The sequence below is a fragment of the Paracoccus sp. 228 genome, from assembly GCF_000967825.1.
Lineage (GTDB): Bacteria > Pseudomonadota > Alphaproteobacteria > Rhodobacterales > Rhodobacteraceae > Paracoccus > Paracoccus marcusii.
The window spans coordinates 149,510-171,230 of record NZ_JYGY01000005.1 but is presented as its reverse complement, the minus strand read 5'-3'; the positions used below and the strand labels follow the sequence as shown (position 1 = coordinate 171,230).

21 protein-coding genes are annotated in these 21,721 nt (G+C 69.0%); 11 read left to right on the top strand and 10 right to left on the bottom strand.

Features of this window, described 5'->3' with window-relative positions:
- Positions 1 to 40: 40 nt before the first annotated feature.
- The 3 genes from ccmI (at position 41) to SY26_RS15700 (ending at position 2,049) form a co-directional block, all read left to right on the top strand.
- Positions 41 to 1,270, top strand: a complete 1,230-nt coding sequence (gene ccmI, locus SY26_RS15710; protein ID WP_046001295.1) for a c-type cytochrome biogenesis protein CcmI — start codon at positions 41 to 43, stop codon at positions 1,268 to 1,270.
- Complete coding sequence (gene ruvX / locus SY26_RS15705; RefSeq protein WP_045983362.1) at positions 1,267 to 1,743, top strand: Holliday junction resolvase RuvX; 477 nt, start codon at positions 1,267 to 1,269, stop codon at positions 1,741 to 1,743. The genes ccmI and ruvX overlap by 4 nt, the downstream gene beginning before the upstream one ends.
- Positions 1,744 to 1,863: 120 nt before the next feature.
- The gene (locus tag SY26_RS15700; RefSeq protein ID WP_046001294.1) at positions 1,864 to 2,049 is read left to right on the top strand and encodes a DUF1289 domain-containing protein; all 186 of its coding nucleotides are present in this window, start codon (positions 1,864 to 1,866) and stop codon (positions 2,047 to 2,049) included.
- Here the strand turns inward: SY26_RS15700 and SY26_RS15695 are convergent.
- Together SY26_RS15695 and SY26_RS15690 are read right to left on the bottom strand one after the other, a co-directional pair.
- The gene (locus SY26_RS15695; RefSeq protein WP_046001293.1) at positions 2,013 to 2,957 is read right to left on the bottom strand and encodes a DnaJ C-terminal domain-containing protein; all 945 of its coding nucleotides are present in this window, start codon (positions 2,955 to 2,957) and stop codon (positions 2,013 to 2,015) included. The two genes, SY26_RS15700 and SY26_RS15695, sit on opposite strands and share 37 nt — an antisense overlap.
- A gap of 57 nt (positions 2,958 to 3,014) precedes the next feature.
- A complete protein-coding gene (locus SY26_RS15690) occupies positions 3,015 to 4,073 on the bottom strand; it encodes an aldo/keto reductase (RefSeq protein ID WP_046001292.1) in 1,059 nt (352 codons plus the stop codon).
- A gap of 338 nt (positions 4,074 to 4,411) precedes the next feature.
- On the opposite strand from SY26_RS15690, the gene SY26_RS15685 reads away from it, so the two are divergent.
- The gene (locus SY26_RS15685) at positions 4,412 to 5,083 is read left to right on the top strand and encodes an autoinducer binding domain-containing protein (RefSeq protein ID WP_046001291.1); all 672 of its coding nucleotides are present in this window, start codon (positions 4,412 to 4,414) and stop codon (positions 5,081 to 5,083) included.
- Here the strand turns inward: SY26_RS15685 and SY26_RS15680 are convergent.
- The 8 genes from SY26_RS15680 to ltnD form a co-directional block, all read right to left on the bottom strand.
- Positions 5,080 to 6,576, bottom strand: a complete 1,497-nt coding sequence (locus SY26_RS15680) for a phospholipase D-like domain-containing protein (RefSeq protein WP_045983364.1) — start codon at positions 6,574 to 6,576, stop codon at positions 5,080 to 5,082. The genes SY26_RS15685 and SY26_RS15680 overlap by 4 nt on opposite strands.
- Before the next feature lie 131 nt (positions 6,577 to 6,707).
- Positions 6,708 to 8,105 carry a GntP family permease gene (locus SY26_RS15675; RefSeq protein WP_198143191.1) on the bottom strand — a complete coding sequence of 466 codons (1,398 nt, stop codon included), beginning with the start codon at positions 8,103 to 8,105 and terminating at the stop codon, positions 6,708 to 6,710.
- Positions 8,106 to 8,155: 50 nt separating this feature from the next.
- Entirely contained in the window at positions 8,156 to 9,085 is a 930-nt protein-coding gene (gene denD / locus SY26_RS15670; protein WP_046001289.1) for a D-erythronate dehydrogenase, read from the bottom strand.
- Positions 9,082 to 9,864 carry a DeoR/GlpR family DNA-binding transcription regulator gene (locus SY26_RS15665; protein WP_046001288.1) on the bottom strand — a complete coding sequence of 261 codons (783 nt, stop codon included), beginning with the start codon at positions 9,862 to 9,864 and terminating at the stop codon, positions 9,082 to 9,084. Before SY26_RS15665 ends, denD begins: the two co-directional genes overlap by 4 nt.
- The gene (gene otnI, locus SY26_RS15660) at positions 9,861 to 10,649 is read right to left on the bottom strand and encodes a 2-oxo-tetronate isomerase (RefSeq protein WP_046001287.1); all 789 of its coding nucleotides are present in this window, start codon (positions 10,647 to 10,649) and stop codon (positions 9,861 to 9,863) included. The genes SY26_RS15665 and otnI overlap by 4 nt, the downstream gene beginning before the upstream one ends.
- 1 nt (position 10,650) lies before the next feature.
- Complete coding sequence (locus tag SY26_RS15655) at positions 10,651 to 11,277, bottom strand: aldolase (protein ID WP_046001286.1); 627 nt, start codon at positions 11,275 to 11,277, stop codon at positions 10,651 to 10,653.
- The gene (gene otnK / locus SY26_RS15650; protein ID WP_046001285.1) at positions 11,274 to 12,521 is read right to left on the bottom strand and encodes a 3-oxo-tetronate kinase; all 1,248 of its coding nucleotides are present in this window, start codon (positions 12,519 to 12,521) and stop codon (positions 11,274 to 11,276) included. The genes SY26_RS15655 and otnK overlap by 4 nt, the downstream gene beginning before the upstream one ends.
- Positions 12,518 to 13,426: an L-threonate dehydrogenase gene (gene ltnD, locus SY26_RS15645; RefSeq protein WP_046001284.1), complete on the bottom strand. Its 909-nt coding sequence runs from the start codon at positions 13,424 to 13,426 to the stop codon at positions 12,518 to 12,520. The genes otnK and ltnD overlap by 4 nt, the downstream gene beginning before the upstream one ends.
- A gap of 225 nt (positions 13,427 to 13,651) precedes the next feature.
- Between ltnD and SY26_RS15640 the strand changes: the two genes are divergently transcribed.
- From SY26_RS15640 to SY26_RS15610, 7 genes are all read left to right on the top strand, one after another.
- Positions 13,652 to 14,692, top strand: a complete 1,041-nt coding sequence (locus SY26_RS15640; RefSeq protein ID WP_046001283.1) for an NAD(P)-dependent alcohol dehydrogenase — start codon at positions 13,652 to 13,654, stop codon at positions 14,690 to 14,692.
- 301 nt (positions 14,693 to 14,993) lie between these two features.
- A complete protein-coding gene (locus SY26_RS15635) occupies positions 14,994 to 15,878 on the top strand; it encodes an AraC family transcriptional regulator (protein ID WP_045983349.1) in 885 nt (294 codons plus the stop codon).
- A 96-nt stretch (positions 15,879 to 15,974) separates the two neighbouring features.
- A complete protein-coding gene (locus SY26_RS15630) occupies positions 15,975 to 16,892 on the top strand; it encodes an ABC transporter substrate-binding protein (protein ID WP_046001452.1) in 918 nt (305 codons plus the stop codon).
- A 50-nt stretch (positions 16,893 to 16,942) separates the two neighbouring features.
- Positions 16,943 to 18,445, top strand: coding sequence for a sugar ABC transporter ATP-binding protein (locus SY26_RS15625; protein WP_046001282.1), 1,503 nt, complete (start codon positions 16,943 to 16,945; stop codon positions 18,443 to 18,445).
- The gene (locus SY26_RS15620; protein ID WP_046001281.1) at positions 18,435 to 19,397 is read left to right on the top strand and encodes an ABC transporter permease; all 963 of its coding nucleotides are present in this window, start codon (positions 18,435 to 18,437) and stop codon (positions 19,395 to 19,397) included. The genes SY26_RS15625 and SY26_RS15620 overlap by 11 nt, the downstream gene beginning before the upstream one ends.
- Positions 19,397 to 21,016 carry an FGGY-family carbohydrate kinase gene (locus SY26_RS15615; protein WP_046001451.1) on the top strand — a complete coding sequence of 540 codons (1,620 nt, stop codon included), beginning with the start codon at positions 19,397 to 19,399 and terminating at the stop codon, positions 21,014 to 21,016. The genes SY26_RS15620 and SY26_RS15615 overlap by 1 nt, the downstream gene beginning before the upstream one ends.
- Positions 21,000 to 21,713 carry an SDR family oxidoreductase gene (locus tag SY26_RS15610; protein ID WP_046001280.1) on the top strand — a complete coding sequence of 238 codons (714 nt, stop codon included), beginning with the start codon at positions 21,000 to 21,002 and terminating at the stop codon, positions 21,711 to 21,713. The genes SY26_RS15615 and SY26_RS15610 overlap by 17 nt, the downstream gene beginning before the upstream one ends.
- Positions 21,714 to 21,721: the final 8 nt, after the last annotated feature.

Here is a 21,721-nt window from a genome sequence, read left to right as displayed (position 1 = left end):
CGCCATCCGCGCTAGGAACGGGGCCAACCGGAGGTGACGCATGTTCTGGATCCTGGCTGCCGCCCTGACGGCCATCACGGCCCTTGCCATCCTGTCGCCCCTGCGGCGGGGCCGCGGGGGCGCCGCCCCTGCCGCGGCCTACGACCTGCGCGTCTATCGCGACCAACTGGCCGAGGTCGAACGCGACCTGGACCGCGGCGTAATCGGCCCCGACGACGCGCAGCGCCTGCGCGCCGAGATCGGGCGCAAGGTGCTGGACGCCGACCGTCGCGCCGCGCTGTCGGCCCCTGCCACGCGCGGCGGCCGCGCGCTCTGGCCCGCGGTCGCGCTGGTCGCGATGCTGGCCGGTGCCGTGGCGCTGTATCTGCGCGAGGGGGTGCCGGGCGCCCCCGACATGCCGCTGGCCGAACGCTTTGCCGCCGCCGACGCCGCCTATCGCGACCGCCCCACCCAGGCCGAGGCCGAGGCGGCGGCCCCCGCCCGTCCCGCGCCCGACCTGTCGCAGGCCGATCCCGAATACCTGGCGATGATCGACCAGCTGCGCGACGCCGTCGGGCGCAACCCGGACGACCAGCAGGGTCTTGCGCTGCTGGCCAGCAACGAGATGCGCCTGGGCAACCTGGCCGCTGCCCGCGCGGCCCAGCAGCGGCTGGTCGACCTGCGCGGCGATCAGGCCGATGCCGTCCAGCTGATGCAGCTGGCCACGCTGATGGTCGATGCCGCAGGGGGCGTCGTCACCCCCGAGGCCGAGGCCGTCCTGCGGCGCGCCCTGACGCTGGACCCCACGCAGCCGCAGGCCCGCTATCTGCAGGGCGTCCTGCTGATCCAGAACGGCCGCCCCGATCGGGCCTTTCCGCTGTGGCGCGACCTGCTGGATGAAGGCCCCGAGGGTGCGCCCTGGATCGCCCCGATCCGCGCCGCGATCCAGGATCTGGCCTGGCTGGCGGGCGATGACGAATACCGCGCGCCGGCACCCCCCGCCGCGGACCTGCCCGGCCCCGATGCCGACGCCCTGGCCGCGGCCGAGAACCTGTCCCCCGAGGATCGTGCCCGCATGATCCAGGACATGGTCGACCGCCTGCAGCAGCGCCTGGCGACGCAGGGCGGCTCTCCCGAGGAATGGGCGCGGCTGATCGCGGCGCTGGCGATGCTGGACCAGCGCGACCAGGCGACCGCGATCCTGACCGAGGCCCGCCAGCGTTTCGGCAGCGCCCCCGACGCCCTGGCCCCGATCGAACGGGCCGCGACCGAAGCGGGGCTGGACGGATGATCCACGAGGACATGACCGATTTCGCCGCCGCCCTGCCCCGCTTCGGCGCGCTGGCCGGGCTGGACCTGGGCACCAAGACCATCGGCGTCGCCGTCAGCGACGGCATGCGGGGCGTGGCGTCCCCCATCACCACGATCCGCCGCACCAAGTTCACCCAGGATGCGCAGGCGCTGCTGACGCTGATCGCGGACCGGGGGCTGGCCGGGCTGGTCCTGGGCCTGCCGCGCAACATGGACGGCTCCGAGGGGCCGCGCGCCCAGGCCACCCGCGCCTTTGCGCGCAACATGACCCGGCTGACCGACCTGCCCATCGCCTACTGGGACGAACGCCTCTCCACGGTCGCCGCCGAACGCGCCCTCCTAGAGGGCGACACCTCGCGCAAGCGCCGGGCCGAGGTCATCGACCAGGTCGCCGCGGGCTACATCCTGCAGGGTGCCTTGGACCGCCTGCGCCACATCGCGACCCATGGATAAGGGTGCGACCGCCGCGCGGCAGCGCGGCCATGGGCCAAGCGGCAGCGTCCGGGCCGGGCTTCGCACGGCCCGTCCCCCGCGACCCGAACCCTGCTCCGCGCCTCAGAAAGACAGCCGCCGATGATCGAAAGCCCCTGCATCAAGCTGTGCCGCATCGACGCGGACCGCGACCTGTGTCTCGGCTGCCACCGCACCCTGGCCGAGATCGCGGCCTGGGGCCGCATGACCCCCGATGCCCGCGCCCGCATCATGGCCGTGCTGCCCGCGCGTCAGGACGCCTCGGACATGCCCCGCCGCGGGTCATAGGCGTTCTCGCGCCGCCATTCCTCGAAGAACGCCGCCAGCTTGGCGTCCACCTTGGCCGGCATGGCGATGCGCAGCTCGACATGCTGATCGCCGCCGTTCACGCCGCGCCCCCGCAGCCGCAGCCGCTGCCCCGACGTCGCGCCCCGCGGGATGGTCAGGTTGACGGGCCCGTCGATGGTCGGGGCCGCGACCTTGCCGCCCAGCACCGCCTCGTCCAGGCTGATCGGCAGGATCAGGTGGATGTCGTCTCCGTCGCGCGTGAACTGGGGATGCTCGGCGACCCGAACCTCAAGATAGGCGTCGCCGGGCTCTCCGCGGCCGATGCCGGGTTCGCCCTTGCCGCGCAGGCGGATCACCTGGCCGTCGCGCACGCCCTTGGGGATGGTGACTTCCAGCGTGCCGCCCTGCGGCAGGGTGATGCGATTGCGCCCGCCGCGGACCGCGGTCAGGAAATCCACCTGCAGCGCCACCCGAAGGTCCTGGCCGCGCATGTCGGACGCACGCCCGCCGCCGAACCCGCCAAAGCCCCCGAACCCGCCAAAACCGCCGCCGCCCCGCGGAGAGGCGCGCTGTCCGAACAGGTCGGCAAAGACATCCGACAGGTCCGGATCGCCGCCATGGCCAGGCGTGTCGCCGAACGGGTTGCCGCCCGCCCCCGGGCGACCCTGCCAGCGGGGTGCCTGTTCCTGGCCCTGGGCATTGATCTCGCCCGCGTCAAAGCGGCGGCGCTGGTCGGCATCCTTCAGCAGGTCATAGGCCGCCGAGGCCGCCGCGAACCGCTTGGCGGCGGCCGGATCCTGGTTCAGGTCCGGGTGATCGGTCTTCGCGATGCGCCGATAGGCCTTCTTGATCTCATCGGCACTGGCGCTTCGCGACACGCCGAGTGCTGCATAGGGATCGCCTGCCATGCCTGGTCCTTCGTGTTCATCCGTCCTGTCGGTAAGATAGAGACGGTCGGGTTCACATCAATAGGGCAGCGGGTGGGCGCGGTGCAGGCGCTCGATCCCGCGACGCAGCTCGTCGGGCAGATCCCGGTCCAGACCCGCGATCAGATGGCGCAGCTGATCCATCGTCGTGGCACCGATGATCGGCACCACCTTGAAGGGGCGCGTCAGCTGCCAGGCTATGACCATATGCACCACGTCCCAGCCATGCTCCGCCGCCAGGCGGCCATAGGCCTCGGCCGCGTCCACGCCGCGGTCGGTCTTGCGCCCACCCAGGTTGCCCTGCCCGCCGGTGGCCTTGTCGACCGCCGCGCGGCTGCCCTCGGGCATCGCGCCCGAGGCGTATTTCCCGGTCAGCAGGCCCGCCGCCAGCGGCGAATAGGACAGCAGCGTGACGTCCTCGTTCACCGCGACCTCGGCCAGATCGGTGTCGTAGAGACGATAAAGCGGCGAATACTCGTTCTGGATCGCGGCCATCCGCGGCCCGCCGATCTCATCGGCCACGTCGCACCACCGCGTCAGGCCCCAGGCCGATTCGTTCGACAGGCCCACGGCGCGGATCTTGCCCGCATCGACCGCATCCGACAGCGCGCCCAGCACGTCGCGCATATGCGCCAGCGTCTGCGCCTTGTCCTGGCCCGACGGATCGAAGGCCCAGTTCTGCCGGAACCCATACGATCCGCGCACCGGCCAGTGCAGCTGATAAAGGTCGATCCGGTCCGTCTGCAGCCGGCGCAGCGAGGCGTCGATGCAGGCCGTGACCGTCGCCCCGTCGAACGGCGCCCCGTCGCGGACCATCTGGCTGGGTCCGGTGATCTTGGTCGCGATCTCGACCCGGTCGCGGTTGCCGGTCCGCGCCAGCCAGCGCCCGATGATCTCCTCGGACAGGCCGACCGTCTCGCGGCGGACGGGGTTCACGGGATACATCTCGGCGCAGTCCATGAAGGTCATCGCGACCTCCAGCGCGGCATCCATCTGCGCATGGGCCTCCGCCTCGGCGGTCTGGTTGCCGAAGGTCATCGTCCCCAGGCAGATCCGGCTGACCTCGACCGCGCTGCCGCCCAGTTTCACACGTTCCATCGGACCACTTCCCTGTTTGCGATTTCGGGCGCAGGCTAGCGATCCCCCCGCCGGGCGCAAGCCCGCGTCGGACATGAAAAAAAGGACACCCCCGAAGGGGCGTCCTGACATGACTGAAATGAGGGCATAGCGCCCGCTAACCGTCCCGACAGGCACGACGTGCGCAAGACATCGCATAAGGGCAAATGACCCCGCGGGACTATAGCCCCGTAAGGCTATGTTGCCCCGCTGCAACGACAGTCAGGAAAGCCCCCCTTGCCGTACCCGCCGGCTGCTCTTAAATGGGCGAACAAATCTGTTCACCCTGTGTCGTTTTCGCTGTTCCAGGTGTCTTCCGGATGTCCGTGCACGCCCTTGCCCAGATCGACGATGCCCTGTCGGTACTGGCACCCCGCGGCTTCACCCTGGGGTTGCATATCCGCTATTCGCGCCCGGTCAGGCGCGTGTCGACCTATCCCTCGCAGTGGATCCAGACCTATACCCGCTGCAATCTGGGCGTCGGCGACCCGATGGTCATGTGGTGCGTCCTGAACGAGGGCCAGATCCGGTGGAGTGCCCTGACCTGCCTGCTGCCCGATCCGCTGAACGTGATGGGCCAGGCGCGCGACCACGGCCTGACCTATGGCGCGGCACTGTCCTACGGCCCGGCCGAATCGCGGTCCTATATCGGGGCGTCCCATGGCGAGCGCGAGTTCACGGATGCCGAGATCGCCAGCATGGCCGACCTGCTGAAACGGGCGCATGACATGGTCGACCGCACCGCCTCGCTGCGCCCGATCCTGGTCGACGCGCTGGAGGCGATCGCCTGCGGCATGACCTATGACCAGGCCTGCGAGGCGCTTGGCATCTCGCGCACCGCGCTGCGCTATCGGCTGCGCATGGCGCGCACCGCCCTGGGGGTCGAGGACAACCCCCATGCGATCCGCAAGGCCATCGATGCGGGGCTGCTGAACGGGATCAGCGTGTCCGGGCTCAGCAAGGGGCTGCCCACGGGGCCCGACCAGGACTAGGCCGACTTGCGCCGGCGCCATTTCAGGCGCTTGGGCCAGTGCCAGCGACGGATCAGGCCCTTGCGCTTGCCCAAAGGCTCAAAGATCTTGTCGGGCCCCTCGGGGTCCAGGATCTCGTTCTCGGCCAGCCAGGCCTCAAAGCCGCTCAACTCGGGGATCTCATAGGGGATCAGGGTACGGCCCTGCCCCTGCGTGCCGCGATTGGCATCGATCATCGCGATCAGGCTGCCATGTTCCTTGATGCCCTGCGTGACCTGATCGGGCGTCATCGCCAGATGTTCCGCCAGCAGGTCGTCGCGCAGCGCGGTGATCGTGGCGCGCGTCGCCTCGGCGCCCGGACGTTCGGCGGCCAGCATCACGTCGCATTCCGTGTCCAGCCGCATCGAGCGGTTGTTGAAGTTCGACGACCCGACCCGCAGATAGGTGTCGTCGACGATCGTCACCTTGGCATGGACATAGATCTCGGCACCCGCATCGGTCACCGGGTGATAGATGCGCAGCCGGTCGCGATGGTCCAGCTTGCGCAGCGCCTCGACCAGCTGGGCGCGGGCGGTGTCCATCGCCATCGGCTCCAGCCAGCCTTGGGCGCTGACCGGGTTGATGATGACGATCTCGGGGGGATCGTCCTCGGCCAGGCGCTTGGCGATGGCCTGGGCGATGCGGCGGGATGCGAAATACTGACTTTCGGCATAGATGACCCGTTTCGCCCGCGCGATCAGGTCCAGATACATCTGCTCGACCTCGTAGGCCGGCTGGACGTCGGGAATGTCCGGGCGGGTCCGCGCGATGGCCAGCGCCACGTCGCGGAACGTGGGCTTGATTGCGTCGGGCCAGCATCCCGACGCGTCGCTGACCGCCGACAGCTCCTCGCCGCAGGCGATGCGCCAGCGGTCGCGGGCCAGATCGCCCATCGCCCGCGCGGCGGGTCCGTCAAAGGCGCTGGTCGCGTCGTGCCAGGGCTTCATCAGCTTGCCGCTGGCGCTGGTGCGGCGCGGATCGTCGTCCTTGTGTTCGCGCGTGTCCCACCGGCCCTCGGTCATGTCGATGCCGCCGCAGAAGGCCAGGCAGTCGTCGATGACGACGATCTTGTGGTGATGCGAACTGGCCAGCGGGTGCTTGCCGTCCAGGCGCAGCGTGATGCGCGGATGCATCTTCCAGCGCAGGATCGTCAACAGCGTGCTGCCCCGGAACATCGCCTTGAAGGCACCGGTGTCCCACCGCAGCAGGCGCACGTGCAGCGTGGGGCGGCGGCGGGCCAGCCACATCACGAAATCGCCCAAGGCCGGGGGGCCGCCGTCCGCGGCGTCGCCCAGGTGGATGCGGGCGTCGAAGTCCCAACCGATCATCAGGATCGAATGGCGCGCCTGCAGCATGGCCTGGCGCACGGCACGGAAATATTCGTCGGCATCGGCGATGAAAGCGAACCGCCCCGATTGTTCGACCCGCCAGCAGTTCCATCCCGGACGGGCCAGCCGATCACTCGAAGCATCCATGTTGTCCCGCCGTCCCTTTTGCTGCTGCCCCGCCATGCGGCGCGTCAGCGCAACACGAAGGGCGACCTTCGGTTCCATTAAGGAAGTGTTTGCCGCACGATCAAGGTCGACCGTGCGGCAGCGATCCGACCCTAGCCGAACAGCGCGTTGCAGATCAACAGCATGGCCAGCGACGATCCCCAGGCCAGCGTGGTCGGCACCGACCACAGCAGCATCTGGTGCTTGGCCTGCTTGACGCCCAGCATCCGGTTGATGACCCAGAAGTAGCTGTCGTTGAAATAGCCGAAGACCATCGACCCGATGGCCGCGGCCTGGGCGGCAAAGACCATGTTCACGTCCGGCATGTTCATCAGGATCGGCGCCGAGATCGACGCGCCCGTGATCATCGCGACCGTGCCCGAACCCTGGATCAGGCGCACCAGAGAGCTGATCACGAAGGGGATCAGCACCGCCGGGATGGCAAGACCCGCCACCGCCTGGCCGATCACGTCGCCCGCGCCCGAATCGCGCAGGACCGAGCCCAGGGCCCCGCCCGCACCGGTCACCAGCAGGATGATGCCCGCGCTTTCGACGCCCTGCTCCATGTAGCCCAGCACCTCGTCGCGCGGACGGCCGGGCAGCAGGGTATAGATCGACACCAGAAGGCCGATGGCCACCGCGATCACCGGGTTGCCGAAGAAGGACATCGCCTGCACCAGCAGGTTCGTCTCCAGCGCCGGGTCGCCCGAGGTGCGCACGACCGCCGTGGCGATGGTGTTCAGGAAGATCAGCACGATCGGCAGCAGCAGCGGCAGCACTGACAGGCCCAGGGACGGCAGGACCTTCTGGCGGTCGTCCACGGCCTCCTCGAACTGACGATAGGCGGCCGAGAGGTCCTCGCCGGTGTCGGTCTGGATCATCCGCTCGATCCGGGGGCCCATGGCGCGGGCATAGAAGACGATGACCGCCATGCCGGGGATCGTGAAGACGATGCCCCACAGGATCATCAGCCCCAGATCGACGCCATAGATGCCCGCGACGCCCAGGGGGCCGGGGGTCGGCGGCACGGCATGGTGGGTCAGCATCAGCCCGCCCGCCAGCGCGATGCCAAGCGTCAGCACCGACTTGCCCGACGACCGCGCCAGCGCCTTGACCAGCGGCGACAGGATCACGAAGGCGCTGTCGCAGAAGATCGGGATCGACACGATATAGCCCGTCAGGACCATCGCCCAGTCCTCGCGCTTCTTCCCGACCCAGCGGATCAGCGAATAGGCCATCTGCTCGGCCGCGCCCGACACCTCCAGGATGCGGCCCATCATCACGCCGAAGCCAATGACCAGGCCGATGGTGGACAGCGTGCGGCCGAAACCGGTGGTGATCGAATTGATCACCTCGGCGGGCATCATGCCGCCGATCAGGCCCGACACGGACGCGGCGATGACCAGCGCGATGATCGCGTGGACCTTGGTCTTCACGACCAGGAAGATCAGCAGGAAGATGGCAAAGCCAAGTCCTGCGATCAGCTGGAACTCCATTCCGGGTTCAGCCATGGGTTACTCCTCCACTGCGCCCGGCATGGGGCGCCTCCAGTTGAAAACGCTCAGCGATCGGCCAGAAACTGCGTCAGGATCGCGTCGAAATCGGTATCAGCGTCAAAGCCCAGGGCGCGCGCGCGGGTCACGTCGAAGGCGCCGGGCCAGCTGCAGACGATGGCCTCGACGCGCGCATCGCGGGTCAGGGCCACGCGGGCGCGGGCCTCGGTGCCCACCAGCCGCTCAAGGCTGTCCAGCATCTGGGCCGGGGTCGCGGTGATGCCCGGCAGGTCCATGACGCGGTTGATGCCCAGATCGGCGGCGGGGATGCGGCCCGCGCGGACCAGATTCGTGACCGCCACGCCCGGAGAGCTGATCCACAGCCGCGTATCCAGCGGCACCGGGCATTCCGACGCCTGCCCCGCAACCGGTTCGCGGATGATCCCCGACACAAAGCTGGAGGCCGCCGAATTGGGCGCGCCGGGGCGCACGCAGATCGTGGGCAGGCGCACGGTCAGCCCGTCGACGAAGCCCTTGCGGCTGTATTCGCTGACCAGCAGTTCGCCGATGGCCTTGCCGCAGCCATAGGAGGACTGGGGCATCAGCGCCATGGTCGGCGGCACGATCTGCGGCATCTCTCCGCCGAAGACGGCCAGCGAGCTGGTGAAGACGAAGCGCGGCGCGCGGTCCAGCTTGCGGCAGGCCTCCAGCAGCAGGCGCGTGGCGTCGACGTTGATGTGCAGGCCGGTGTCGAAATCCTCCTCGGACTGGCCCGACAGCACGGCGGCCAAGTGATAGACCGTCTCCGCGCCCCCCGACAGCGCGCGGGCCACGGCATCCGCGTCGTCGATGGAGCCGACCAGGCTCTCCACCCGCGCGTCATCGACCGGGCAGGCCACGCGGTCCAGCGACACGATGCGTTCCGCGCCGTCCTTCAGCAGGGCCGCGATCAGGCGCTCGCCCAGAAAACCGGCGCCGCCGGTCACAACGATGGTCATAGGCTCTCTCCCTTCAGGTCGGGGGCCAGGATCACCTGCACCCCCATCTCGCGCAGCGCGTCCGCCGCGCCTGCGTCGATGCCCGCATCGGTCACGACCGTGTCGAAAACCGAGACGGGCAGGATGTTCATCGCCGCCACCGCGCCGTATTTTGTCGAATCCGACACCAGCACGGCGCGCCGCGCGCGATCGACCGCGACGCGCTTGACCGGGCCCTTGGCCTCGGAGGGCGAACTCAGCCCCGCCACTGTCCAGGACGAGGTCGAGATGAAGGCGATGTCATAGTTGAACCGCGCCAGCGCCTCGGAGGCCGCCCCGCCCACGCAGGACTGGTTCGCGCGTTCGACCAGCCCGCCGCTGTGATAAAGCGTGCAGTCCGAATGCGTGGACAGCCAGGCGCAGATGACGAAGTCGTTCGTGACCACCGTCAGCCCCCGCCGCCCGGCGATCTGGCGCGCCAGTTCCAACAGCGTCGTGCCCGCGTCCAGATAGATCACCATGCCGTCGCGGACCAGATCGGCCGCCGCCTGCCCCACCGCGCGCTTGGCCCCGGTGTTCATCGCGGCCTTCTGCAGATGCGGCAGCTCCTGCGCCAACCTCCGCGACAGGCGCACGCCGCCGGTGACCGAGGACACGCGCCCCGCCTCCTCCAGCGCCTGGATGTCGCGGCGCACGGTCATGTGCGACACGCCCAGGCGGTCCACCAGGTCGGCGATGCTGACGATGTCGCGTTCGGCCAGGCAGGACAGGATGAACTGCTGGCGTTCGGCCGGGATCATGGCACCGCGCGCAGATAGGGCGCGGCCCAGCCCAGACCGTCCTCGGTCCGGCCGCGCGGGTTGTATTCGCAACCCAAGGGCCCCTCGAACCCGGTCCGGTCGAAGGCCGCGAAGATCTCGGCATAGTTCAGCTCGCCCGTGTCGGGTTCGTGCCGGTCGGGAACGCCCGCGATCTGGACATGGCCATAGGCGCCCTTCAACCGCTCGATCCGGCGGATGATGTCGCCGTCCATGATCTGGGTGTGATAGACGTCGAACTGCAGCAGCACGTTGCGACGGCCCAGGCGTTCGATCAGGGCCAGCGTCGGGTCCTGATGGGCGATGAAGTATCCCGGCACGTCGCGGCTGTTCAACGGCTCGATGCTGATGAACAGGCCGGCCGCCGCGGCCATGTCGGCGGCCTCGCGCAGGTTTTCGGTCCAGACCGCCTCGCAGGCGGCGCGGTCGGGTTCATCGGCGGTGATCCCGGACATCACGTGGATGCGCGGACAACCCAGGCCCGTGGCATAGGTGATCGCCTGCTCCACGCTGGCGCGGAACTCGGTTCGCTTTCCTGGACGCGCGGCAAAGCCCCTCTCTCCCGCCGCCCAATCGCCCGCGGGCGCGTTGATCAGCGACAGACGCAACCCGTTGCGGTCCAGCCGGGTCTTCACCACCTCGATGGGGTGGTCATAGGGAAACAGGAACTCGACCGTGTCGAAGCCCGCGGCCCCCGCCCGGTCGAACCGGTCCAGAAAGGGCGCGTCGGTGAACAGCATCGAGAGGTTCGCGGCAATGCGGGTCATGTCAGTATCCTCCGCCCAGTTCGGCGATCTCGGCCTCAGTCAGGTAATGCAGCTTTTCACCGCGCAGGATGAACTGCAGCTTGGCGGTCTCCTCCAGCTCCTCGGCATTGTTCACGGCATCGTCGATGTCGCGGCCCAGCACGACGACCCCGTGGGAGGCCAGCAGGAAGGCCTGCGCGCTGCTGCCCTGCGCCGCGGCGGCCAGGTCCAGCCCGATCTGCGGCGATCCGGGGCGGGAATAGGGGATGACCGGCATGTGCCCGATGCGCATGACGTAATAGGGGGTGAAGGGCCGGATCGCGTTGTCGCGCGGCAGCCCCTCCAGGCAGGACAGCGCCGTCAGATAGGTCGAATGCAGATGCACGATCGCCCCCGCCTGCGGCCGCACATCGTACAGCGCGCGGTGGAAGGCGAATTCCTTGGAGGGCTTCGGGCCCGGCAGCGGCTCGCCATCCGCGCCGATCACCGACAGCGCATCGGCCGACAGGCGGCCCAGGCTGCTGCCCGTGGGGGTCACGGTGAAGCCGCCATCAGGATTGCGGACCGACACGTTCCCCGCCCCGCCCACGGAATAGCCGCGATCGAACAGGCTGCGGCACAGCAGCACCATGCGGTCGGCGGCGCTCATGGGCGGACCTCCTGCGCGTCGGTGAAGAAGGTCTCGGCCCCGAAATTGCCGGATTTCAGCGCCAGCGACAGCGGCTTGTCCACCGCCCGGACCCACGGCACGCCGGGCGCGATCTGCGGCCCGATGGCAAAGCCAGTGACCTTCAGCGCCTGCGTGACGGACCCAGAGGTCTCTCCTCCCGCAACGATGAAGCGGGTGATGCCGCCTTCAGCCAGACGCGCGGCGGCGGCGGCGAAGGTGCGCTCGACCGCCTCGGACGCCGCGGCGCCATGCTGTCCCTGGATCTCGCGCAGGCGGGCCGGATCGGCGGTCGCGGTGATCATCGGCGCGCGGCCCTGCGGCTGCGCCAGCACCCATTCGGCCAGTTCGGCGCCATAGGCGTCGGCATCCGCCAGGCAGCGGTCCACATCCACGTCCAGCGTCGGCGCCAGTGCGCGATAGGCCGCGACCTGCCGGTTGGTCATCACGGAACAGGACCCCGAGATCACCACCGCCGGCCCCGCCAGCGGCGCGCCCGCGTCCTGGGCCTGGGCATCGGCCCCGCCCGACACCGCCCGCGCGATGCCGTGTCCCAGCCCCGACCCGCCGGTGACCAGCGCCATGTCCGCCACGGCCTGTCCCAGGGTCGCCAGATGCGCGTCGCTGATCGCGTCCAGCACGACGTAGCGCACCCCCTCGGCCCGCAGCGCCGCGATGCGGTCGCGCACGGACTGCGGCCCCTGATCGACGGTCGCCGCATCGACCAGCCCGCAACGGCCCTGGGCCTGCCCCTCCATCAGCCGGATCAGGCTGCTGTCGCGCATCGGCGTGATCGGGTGATCGCGCATGCCCGAATCCTGCAGCAGGTCCTGCCCCACGAACAGATGGCCCAGATAGACCGACCGCCCGTTCACCGGCAGCGCCGGGCAGATCACCGTGATGTCGGTGCCAAGGGCCGCCATCAGCGCATCGGCCACCGGGCCGATATTGCCCTCGGCCGTCGAGTCGAAGGTCGAGCAGTATTTCTGATAGATCTGCGCGCAGCCCCGCGCCCTGAGCCAGTCCAGCGCGGCCAGGCTGTCGCCCACGGCCTCCGCCGCCGGGTTCGACCGGCTTTTCAGAGAGATCACCACCGCATCGGCATCGACCTGCGCGTCGGCGTCCGGCACGCCGATCATCTGCGTGGTGGTCAGCCCGCCCGCGACCAGGAACCCGGCGATATCGGTCGCGCCCGTGAAATCATCCGCGATGACGCCGATCTTCATGCCTTCCCCTCCGGCAGGGTGATGCCCGAGAAGGTCTTGATCACTGCGCTGTCATCCTCACGCCCATGGCCCATGTTGGAGGCCTGCTGGAACATCGCGAAGGCAGTCGAGGCCAGGGGCAGCGGGAACCCCAGGGCGCGCCCGGTTTCCGTCACAAGCCCCAGATCCTTGACGAAGATGTCCACCGCCGAGGTCGGGGTGTAGTCGCCATCGACCACATGCTTCATCCGGTTCTCGAACATCCAGGAATTGCCGGCGGCGTTGGTCACAACGTCATACATCGTGTCCAGCGGGATGCCCGCGCGGGCGGCCAGGGCCATCGCCTCGGCGCCCACCGCGATATGCACGCCCGCCAGCAGCTGGTGGATGACCTTGACCGTGGCACCCTGCCCGATGTCAGGCCCGATGCGATAGGTCTTGGCGGCCACCGCCTCCAGCACCGGGGCCAGCGCGTCGAAAGCCGCATCCGGCCCCGAGGCCATGACCGTCATCGCCCCCTGCGCGGCCTTGGCCGCCCCGCCCGAGACCGGCGCGTCCAGCATCAGCACCCCCCGCGCCGCCAGATCCGCGCCCAAGGCGCGCGCATCATCCGCCGACTGGGTGCAGCTGACCATGATCGCGCCGCCGGGCGCGATGCGGTCGGCCACGCCCCCCTGCCCCAGGATCACCTGACGCGCCTGCGCACCGTTCACGACCAGCACGATCACCGCGTCGAAATCGCCGCCGAGGCCCGCGACGCCATCCGCCACGCCCTCGGCCCCCTGGGCCGCAAAGGCGTCACGACGCCCCGCATCCAGGTCGATGCCGCTGGTGGTCAGTCCGGCACGCAGGCAGGACAGCGCCGCCCCCATGCCCATGGACCCAAGGCCTACGACGCATACTCGATAGCGGGACGGGACGGACATCTGTGCTTCTCCCTGATCAGATTGGGGCGCAGTCAGTCACAAACGCGCGCGCAATGCAACAATTTATCTCAATAAGTCACGTTTTTTAACATCCCTGCCCATCGTTGCGGTGATAGTTTTTTTCCGTTCCCGCAGATTTCATGGCCCGACGGCCACTGGACGGATTTACACCGCTGCGCGCCCGGCGTTCTGTCGGCAGCGGATCGCAACATCGGAGGGGACGACATGGCGACATCACTGGTACTGGAACACAAGGGTCAGCTGGCGCTGCGCGACATCGCGCTGGATCAGGACCTGTCGCCCACCGACGTGCGCATCGCGGTCCATACGGTCGGCATCTGCGGGTCGGACGTGCATTACTATACCCACGGCAAGATCGGCCCCTTCGTGGTCGAGCAGCCGATGGTCCTGGGGCACGAGGCATCGGGCACCGTGGTCGAGGTGGGCGCCCAGGTCACGCACCTGAAGCCCGGCGACAGGGTCTGCATGGAGCCCGGCATTCCCGATGCGACCTCGCGCGCGGCCAAGCTGGGCATCTACAACGTCGATCCGGCGGTGCGGTTCTGGGCCACCCCGCCCGTGCATGGCTGCCTGACGCCGCAGGTCGTGCATCCGGCGGCCTATACCTACCGGCTGCCCGACCAGGTCTCCTTCGCGCAGGGCGCGATGGTCGAGCCCTTTGCGATCGGCATGCAGGCCGCGCTGCGGGCACGCATCCAGCCGGGCGACATCGGCTTGGTCACCGGCGCCGGGCCCATCGGCATGATGACCGCGCTGGCGGCGCTGGCGGGGGGCTGCGCCAAGGTGCTGGTCGCGGATCTGGCTCAGCCCAAGCTGGACATCATCGGCGCCTATCCGGGCATCGAGACCGTCAACATCCGCACCACCCCCGCAGCCAAGGCGATCGCCGAGGCCACCGATGGATGGGGTGCGGACGTCGTCTTCGAATGTTCCGGGGCGGCCCCCGCGATCCTGGGCCTGCCGGCGCTGGCGCGTCCGGGCGGCACGGTCGTGCTGGTTGGCATGCCGGTCGATCCAGTGCCGGTCGACATCGTCGGCCTGCAGGCCAAGGAGCTGCGCATCGAGACGGTGTTCCGCTATGCCAACGTCTATGACCGTGCGATATCGCTGATCGCTGCGGGCAAGGTCGACCTGTCGCCGCTGATCTCGGCCACGATCCCGTTCGCGGACAGCATCGCCGCCTTCGACCGCGCGGTCGAGGCGCGCGACACCGACGTCAAGATCCAGATCCGCATGCCGGACTGAAACGCGCCTGAAAAGTATGACCGCCGCCCCGGCGTTTTGGAATGGCTGCAGCCTTGGGTTGCAGCCATTTCCCATCGGGCAAGGCGCCAGTCGCGCGGCCATGCTGCATGGCAGCATTTTCATGCCGCGGTTCCCGTCCCGCTGACATGATGATTTTTCGGCATCCGGTGTCAAAAAAGTATCTGAAGATTCGCCGTGCCGTCGTGGCCGCGTCCCGACCACCCGTGCTAGCAAAGGTCCAGCGCCTTGGAGGGCCGGCATCGCAGCAGCGGGCCGTGCTGGCGCGGAGAGGGGGAACGCGATGCAGCCAGATCTGGAACTGGTCCATATCCGCAAGGGTGAATCCTTTGCCGCGTGGCAGCACGGCTATCCCTTCCGCACGGTTCGCTGGCACTTCCATCCGGAATACGAGATCCACCTGGTCGTGGCGACCTCGGGTAAGTTCTATATCGGCGACCATGTCGGCGAATTCGGGCCCGGCCAGCTGATCATGACCGGGCCGAACCTGCCCCAGAACTGGATCAGCGACATCCGCCCCGGACAGATCGTGCCCTGCCGCACCAAGGTCATCCAGTTCCCCGAAAGCTTCATCGAGGCCGCCCGCGGGGCATTCCCCGAGCTGGAATCCGCCCGGCACCTGCTGGAGCGCAGCCGCCGGGGCCTGCTGTTCGACGACGACACCTCGCGTGCGGTGATGCCGCTGATGGGCAAGCTGATCGACGCGCGCGGCGTGCGCCGGCTGGGGCTGTTCTTCCAGATCCTGGACCTGCTGGCGACGGCGCCCAAGGCGCAGACGCTGGCCAGCCTGAGCTTTGTCATGGACATGCAGCGGGCCGAGGAATCGGACATGAACCGCGCCTTGGGCCATCTGCGGGAAAACCTGCTGGACGCGGTCAGCGAAACGGAACTGGCCGACCTGACCGGACAGAGCCAAAGCGCGTTCTCGCGGTCGTTCAAGCGCCATACCGGGACCACGCTGGTCCGCTATCGCAACCAGATGCGGATCGACCTGGCCTGTCACATGCTGCTGTCGGACCCCGACGCCAAGGTCGCCGATATCTGCTTTGACGTGGGCTTTTCGAACCTGTCGAACTTCAACCGCCATTTCCTCAAGCTGAAGAAGATGTCGCCGTCGGAATTCCGCGCGACCTTCGCCGCCAACCAGACGATCCGCATGGCCAGCTGAACCCGCCACACCACCCCATACCCTGCGCGACGCGGTTCCCCATGCGGGCCGCGACCGGAGGGGGACTGCCGACTGCACATCGAAGGGAGGACTATGATGAATACCTTGCTCAAGACCGTATCCGCCGCCGCGCTGGGCTTTGTCGCCTCGGCCGGCCTTGCCGCCGCCCAGGACGACACGCTGAAGATCGGCATGACGTTCCAGGAGATGAACAACCCCTATTTCGTGTCCATGCAGGAGGCCCTGAACGAGGCCGCCGCCCAGATCGGCGCCGAGGTCATCGTGACCGACGCGGGCCATGACGTGGCCAAGCAGATCTCGGACGTCGAGGACATGCTGCAGCAGGGGATCGACATCCTGCTGCTGAACCCCACCGACAGCGCGGGCGTCGAATCGGCGGTGCGCATGGCCAAGGACCAGGGCGTGATCGTGGTCGCGGTCGACGCCAACGCCAACGGCCCGGTCGACACCTTCGTGGGCTCCAAGAACCGCGACGCGGGCTATCAGTCCTGCGCCTATCTGGCCGAGGCCCTGGGCGGCCAGGGAGAGGTCGCCATCCTGGACGGCATCCCGGTCGTGCCGATCCTGCAGCGCGTCGAGGGCTGCAAGGAGGCCCTGGCCGAGCACGAGGGCATCACCCTGGTCGACACCCAGAACGGCCGCCAGGACCGGTCCGTCGCCCTGGGCGTGGTCGAGAACATGATCCAGTCGCACCAGAATCTGGCCGGCATCTTCTCGGTCAACGACGGCGGTGCGATGGGTGCGCTGGCCGCGATCCAGGGGTCGGGCCGCGACATCAAGCTGACCTCGGTCGACGGCGCCCCCGAGGCGGTCAAGGCCATCGCCGACGGCGGCCCGTTCATCCAGACCACCGCGCAGTTCCCGCGCGACCAGGTCCGCGTGGGCCTGGGCATGGCGCTGGCCCAGTACTGGGGCGCGCGCGTGGTACCGACCGAGGTGCCAATCGACGTGCGCACGGTCGATGCCGAGAACGCGGCCGACTTCAGCTGGTGACGGACCCGGCCGCGCCCCCGACGGGGCGCGGCCGAACGAAAGGGGGCAAGATGCTGGAACTCAGGGGAATACGCAAAAGCTTTGGCCGGATCGAGGTCCTGCATGGCGTGGACCTGCATGTCCGCGCCGGAGAAGTGCACGCCCTTCTGGGCGAGAACGGCGCCGGGAAATCGACGCTGATGAAGATCGTCAGCGGCATCATCCAGCCCTCGGACGGCCAGATCCTGATCGATGGAGAGCCGCGCAGCTTTGCCACCTATGACGCGGCAATCGCGGCGGGCGTCGGCATCGTGTTCCAGGAATTCAGCCTGATCCCCGGCCTGACCGCGGTCGAGAACATGTTCCTGGCCCGCGAGATGCGCGGCCCCCTGGGCCTTCTGGACCGCAAGGCGATGCGGGTCCGCGCGCAGGCGATCCTGCGGCGGCTTGAGGTCGACCTGCCGCTGGACGTGCCCATCGCGCGCCTGTCGGTCGCCGAACAGCAGTTTGTCGAGATCGCCAAGGCGCTGTCGCTGGACGCCCGCATCCTGGTCCTGGACGAACCCACCGCGACCCTGACCCCGTCCGAGACGGAACACCTGTTCAAGGTCATGCGCGAACTGCGCGCCGCCGGGGTGGCCATCGTCTTCATCTCTCACCACCTGGACGAAATATTCGAGATCTGCGACCGCATCACCGTGCTGCGCGACGGCGAATATGTCGGCAGCACCGATGTCGCCGACGTTACCATCGACCGCCTGGTCGAGATGATGGTCGGCCGCCGCATCGAGAACAGCTTTCCCCCCAAGCCCGCCCGCGACCCCGCGGCCCCCGTCGTGCTGGAGGCGGTCGAGGTGCAGCTGCGTCGCGGCGGCCCGGTATCGTCCTTTCAACTGCGCGCCGGAGAGATCCTGGGCTTTGCCGGGCTGGTCGGATCCGGGCGCACCGAGACCGTCCTGTCGATCCTGGGCGAATATCCCGCCGCGCGCTGCAAGATCCGCGTGGACGGCGCCGAGGCGCGCCTGCGCGACCCGGCCGACGGGCTGGCCCGCGGCATCGGCCTTCTGCCCGAAAGCCGCAAGGAACAGGGGCTGATCACGGCCTTTTCCATCCTGCAGAACGTGTCGGTGAACAACTACGGCAAATATCGCCAGGCCCATTGGTTCATCGACTTCAAGAAGGAACTGGCCTCGACCCGGGCCGCGATGGAGCAGGTGCGCGTCAAGGCCCAGGGCCCCCGCGCCCGCGTCGACACCCTGTCGGGCGGCAACCAGCAGAAGGTCGTCATCGCCCGCTGGCTGAACCACCAGATGCGGGTGCTGATCTTCGACGAACCCACGCGCGGCATCGACGTCGGCGCAAAGGCCGAAATCTATCAGCTGATGCGCCGGTTCACGGCGCAGGGATACGCCATCATCATGATCTCGTCAGAACTGCCGGAAGTCATCGGCATGGCCGACCGGGTCTGCGTCTTCCGCTCTGGCGGGATCGTCGCGACGGTCGAGGGGGACGCGATCACCTCGGAAGGGATCATGACACATGCAACAACGGGAAAGGTCCACCATGTCGCATGACGCAAACACCGCCAAGCACCGCGCCTTCGACTGGCTGCTGCATTCGCCCCTGGCGCTGCCCCTGGTCGGGCTGATCGTGGTGTCGGTGCTGATGGCCTTCGCCAGCGACAACTTCTTCACCGTGAACAACATCCTGAACGTGCTGCGGCAGGTGTCGGTCGTGGGCATCCTGGCGGTGGGCATGACCTTCGTCATCCTGACCGGTGGGATCGACCTGTCTGTGGGCGCGGTCATGGCGCTGGCCGGCACGGTCGCGGCCGGCATCATGGTCAACATGGGCCTGCCCGGTGGGGTGGGCATCGCCGCCGCCCTGCTGGTCGGGCTGGGGCTGGGGCTGTTCAACGGCGTGCTGGTGGCTTGGGGCAAGATGCCCGCAATCATCGTGACCCTGGCCACGATGGGCATCGCCCGCGGGCTGGGCCTGATCTATTCAGGCGGCTATCCGATCAGCGGGCTGCCGGGCTGGGTGTCCTGGTTCGGCGTCGGCCGGGTGGGCATCATGCCCGTGCCGGTGATCATCATGATCGTCGTCTATGCGCTGGCCTGGCTGCTGCTGCAGCGCACGCCCTTCGGCCGCCACGTCTATGCCATCGGCGGCAACGAGACCGCCGCCCGCCTGTCCGGCGTGCGCACCCGGCTGGTCAAGCTGGCGGTCTATGCCATCTCGGGGCTGACCGCGTCGCTGGCCGCCATCGTGCTGACCGGCCGCCTGATGAGCGGCCAGCCCAACGCTGGCGTGGGATTCGAGCTGGACGCCATCGCGGCCGTTGTCCTGGGCGGCACCGCCATCGCAGGCGGCCGCGGGCTGATCCTGGGCACGCTGATCGGCGCGGTGCTGCTGGGCATCCTGAACAACGGCCTGAACCTGGTGGGCATCAACCCCTACATGCAGGACGTCATCAAGGGCCTGATCATCCTGCTGGCGATCTATATCGGGCGGGAATGGCGCTGATGGACCGGTACCTGATCGGCATCGACGTCGGCACCGGATCGGCGCGGGCGGGCGTGTTCGACGCCACGGGCGCCGCGCTTGGCACCGGGAAATGCGACATCGCCATGCACCGCCCTGACGGGGTGATCGCCGAACAGTCCAGCGCGCAGGTCTGGGACGCGGTCTGCACCGCGACCCGCGCCGCGGTGGCCCAGGCCGGGATCGACGCGGCCCGCGTGGCAGGCATCGGGTTCGACGCCACCTGTTCGCTGGTGGTGGTGGGCGATACGCCCCTGGGCGTGGGCGACCCCGCCCATCCCGACCGCGACATCATCGTCTGGATGGACCACCGCGCGGTCGACCAGGCGGCGCGCATCAATGCGGGCGGGCACGACGTCCTGCGCTATGTCGGCGGGCGCATCTCTCCCGAGATGGAGACGCCAAAGCTGCTGTGGCTGCGCGAGAACCGGCCCCAGGTCTTTGACGCGGCGCGCCATTTCTTCGACCTGACCGATTTTTTGACCTGGAAGGCCACGGACAGCACCGCGCGGTCGACCTGCACGGTGACCTGCAAATGGACCTATCTGGCGCATGAGGGCCGGTGGGACGCCGATTACTTCCGCGCCATCGGCCTGGGCGTGCTGGCCGACGAAGGCTTCGCGCGCATCGGCACGCAGGTCGTGCCGCCCGCCACGCCCCTTGGCGCGGGCCTGACCGCCGATGCGGCGCGCGCCATGGGCCTGCGGCCCGGCATCGCCGTCGGCGCAGGGCTGATCGACGCGCATGCGGGCGGGGTCGGCACCGTCGCCGCGATGGGCGATCCGGTCGACACGGTGGGCTATGTGTTCGGCACATCGTCCTGCACCATGACCACGACGCGGAACCCGGCCTTCGTGCCGGGTGTCTGGGGGCCCTATTTCTCGGCCATGGTGCCGGGCATGTGGCTGAACGAGGGCGGGCAGTCGGTCGCGGGCGCGGCCATCGACCACCTGCTGCGCCTGCATCCCGCCCACGACCAGGCGGTCGACGCCGCCCGCGCGCAGGGCCGGTCCCTGCCCGAATGGCTGGCGGACCAGGCCGCGCCCGACGCCGTGCGGCAGGCGGCCCACCTGCATGTGGTGCCGGAATTCCTGGGCAACCGTGCGCCCTTTGCCGACCCCCATGCCCGCGCCATCGTCAGCGGCCAGGGGATGGACACGGACCTGGCATCCCTGATCTCGCTGTATGTCGCGGGGGTCTGCGGGCTGGGTTACGGCCTGCGCCAGATCATCGCGACCCAGGCCGCCCACGGGGCACCGGTCGCGCGCATCGCCATCAGCGGGGGCGCGGGCCGCCATCCGCTGATCCGCCAGCTGCTGGCCGATGCGACCGGCCTGCCCGTGGATGCCGCAGCGGCGGACGAGCCCGTCCTGCTGGGCGCGGCCATGCTGGGCGCGGTCGCGGGCGGGGTGTTCCCCGACCTGGCATCGGCCATGCCCGCCATGTCGCGCGTCCTGACCACCCATCACCCCGATCCCGACAGCCAGCGGCTGCACGCCGCGCGCCATCGGGCCTTCCTGACGCTTCAGGCCACCGCCCGCGACCTGCGCGGCGACATCGACGCCGCATTGAGAGGAGACCACGATGCCCTTCACGGATAGATCCGTCATCATCACCGGCGCAGGCAAGGGCATCGGCCGGGCCACCGCCATCCTGCTGGCCGAACGCGGCGCGCGGGTCACGGCCATCAGCCGCACGCAATCCGATCTGGACAGCCTGGACGCACGCGCCATCGTGGCCGACCTGTCCGACCCCGCGGCCGCGCGCGATGCCATGGCCCAGGCCGGGACCTGCGACTTCCTGGTCAACTGCGCCGGCACCAACGTGCTGGAGGGGCTGCTGGATCTGACCGACGCGGGCTATGACACGGTGATGGACATCAACCTGCGCAGCGCGCTGATCTGCGCGCAGGAGTTCGCCCGCGCCCGGATCGCCGTGGGCGGCGGCGGGGCCATCGTCAACGTCACCAGCATCGCAGGCCATCGCGGATTCCCCGACCACGTCGCCTATGCCGCGTCCAAGGCCGGGCTGGAGGGCGCGACCCGCGTCATGGCGCGCGAACTGGGTCCCCACGGCATCCGCGCCGTGGCCATCGCGCCCACCGTCACGCTGACCGAACTGGCGGCCGCCGCCTGGAGCGCGCCGGCCAAACGCGACCCGATGATGGCCCGCCACCCGATGGGCCGCTTTGCCGAGGCCGAGGACGTGGCCCGCGCCATCGCGCTGCTGCTGTCGGACGATGCGGGTCTGATCACCGGGGCGGTCCTGCCCCTCGACGGCGGCTTCCTGGCCGTCTGACCGAACAC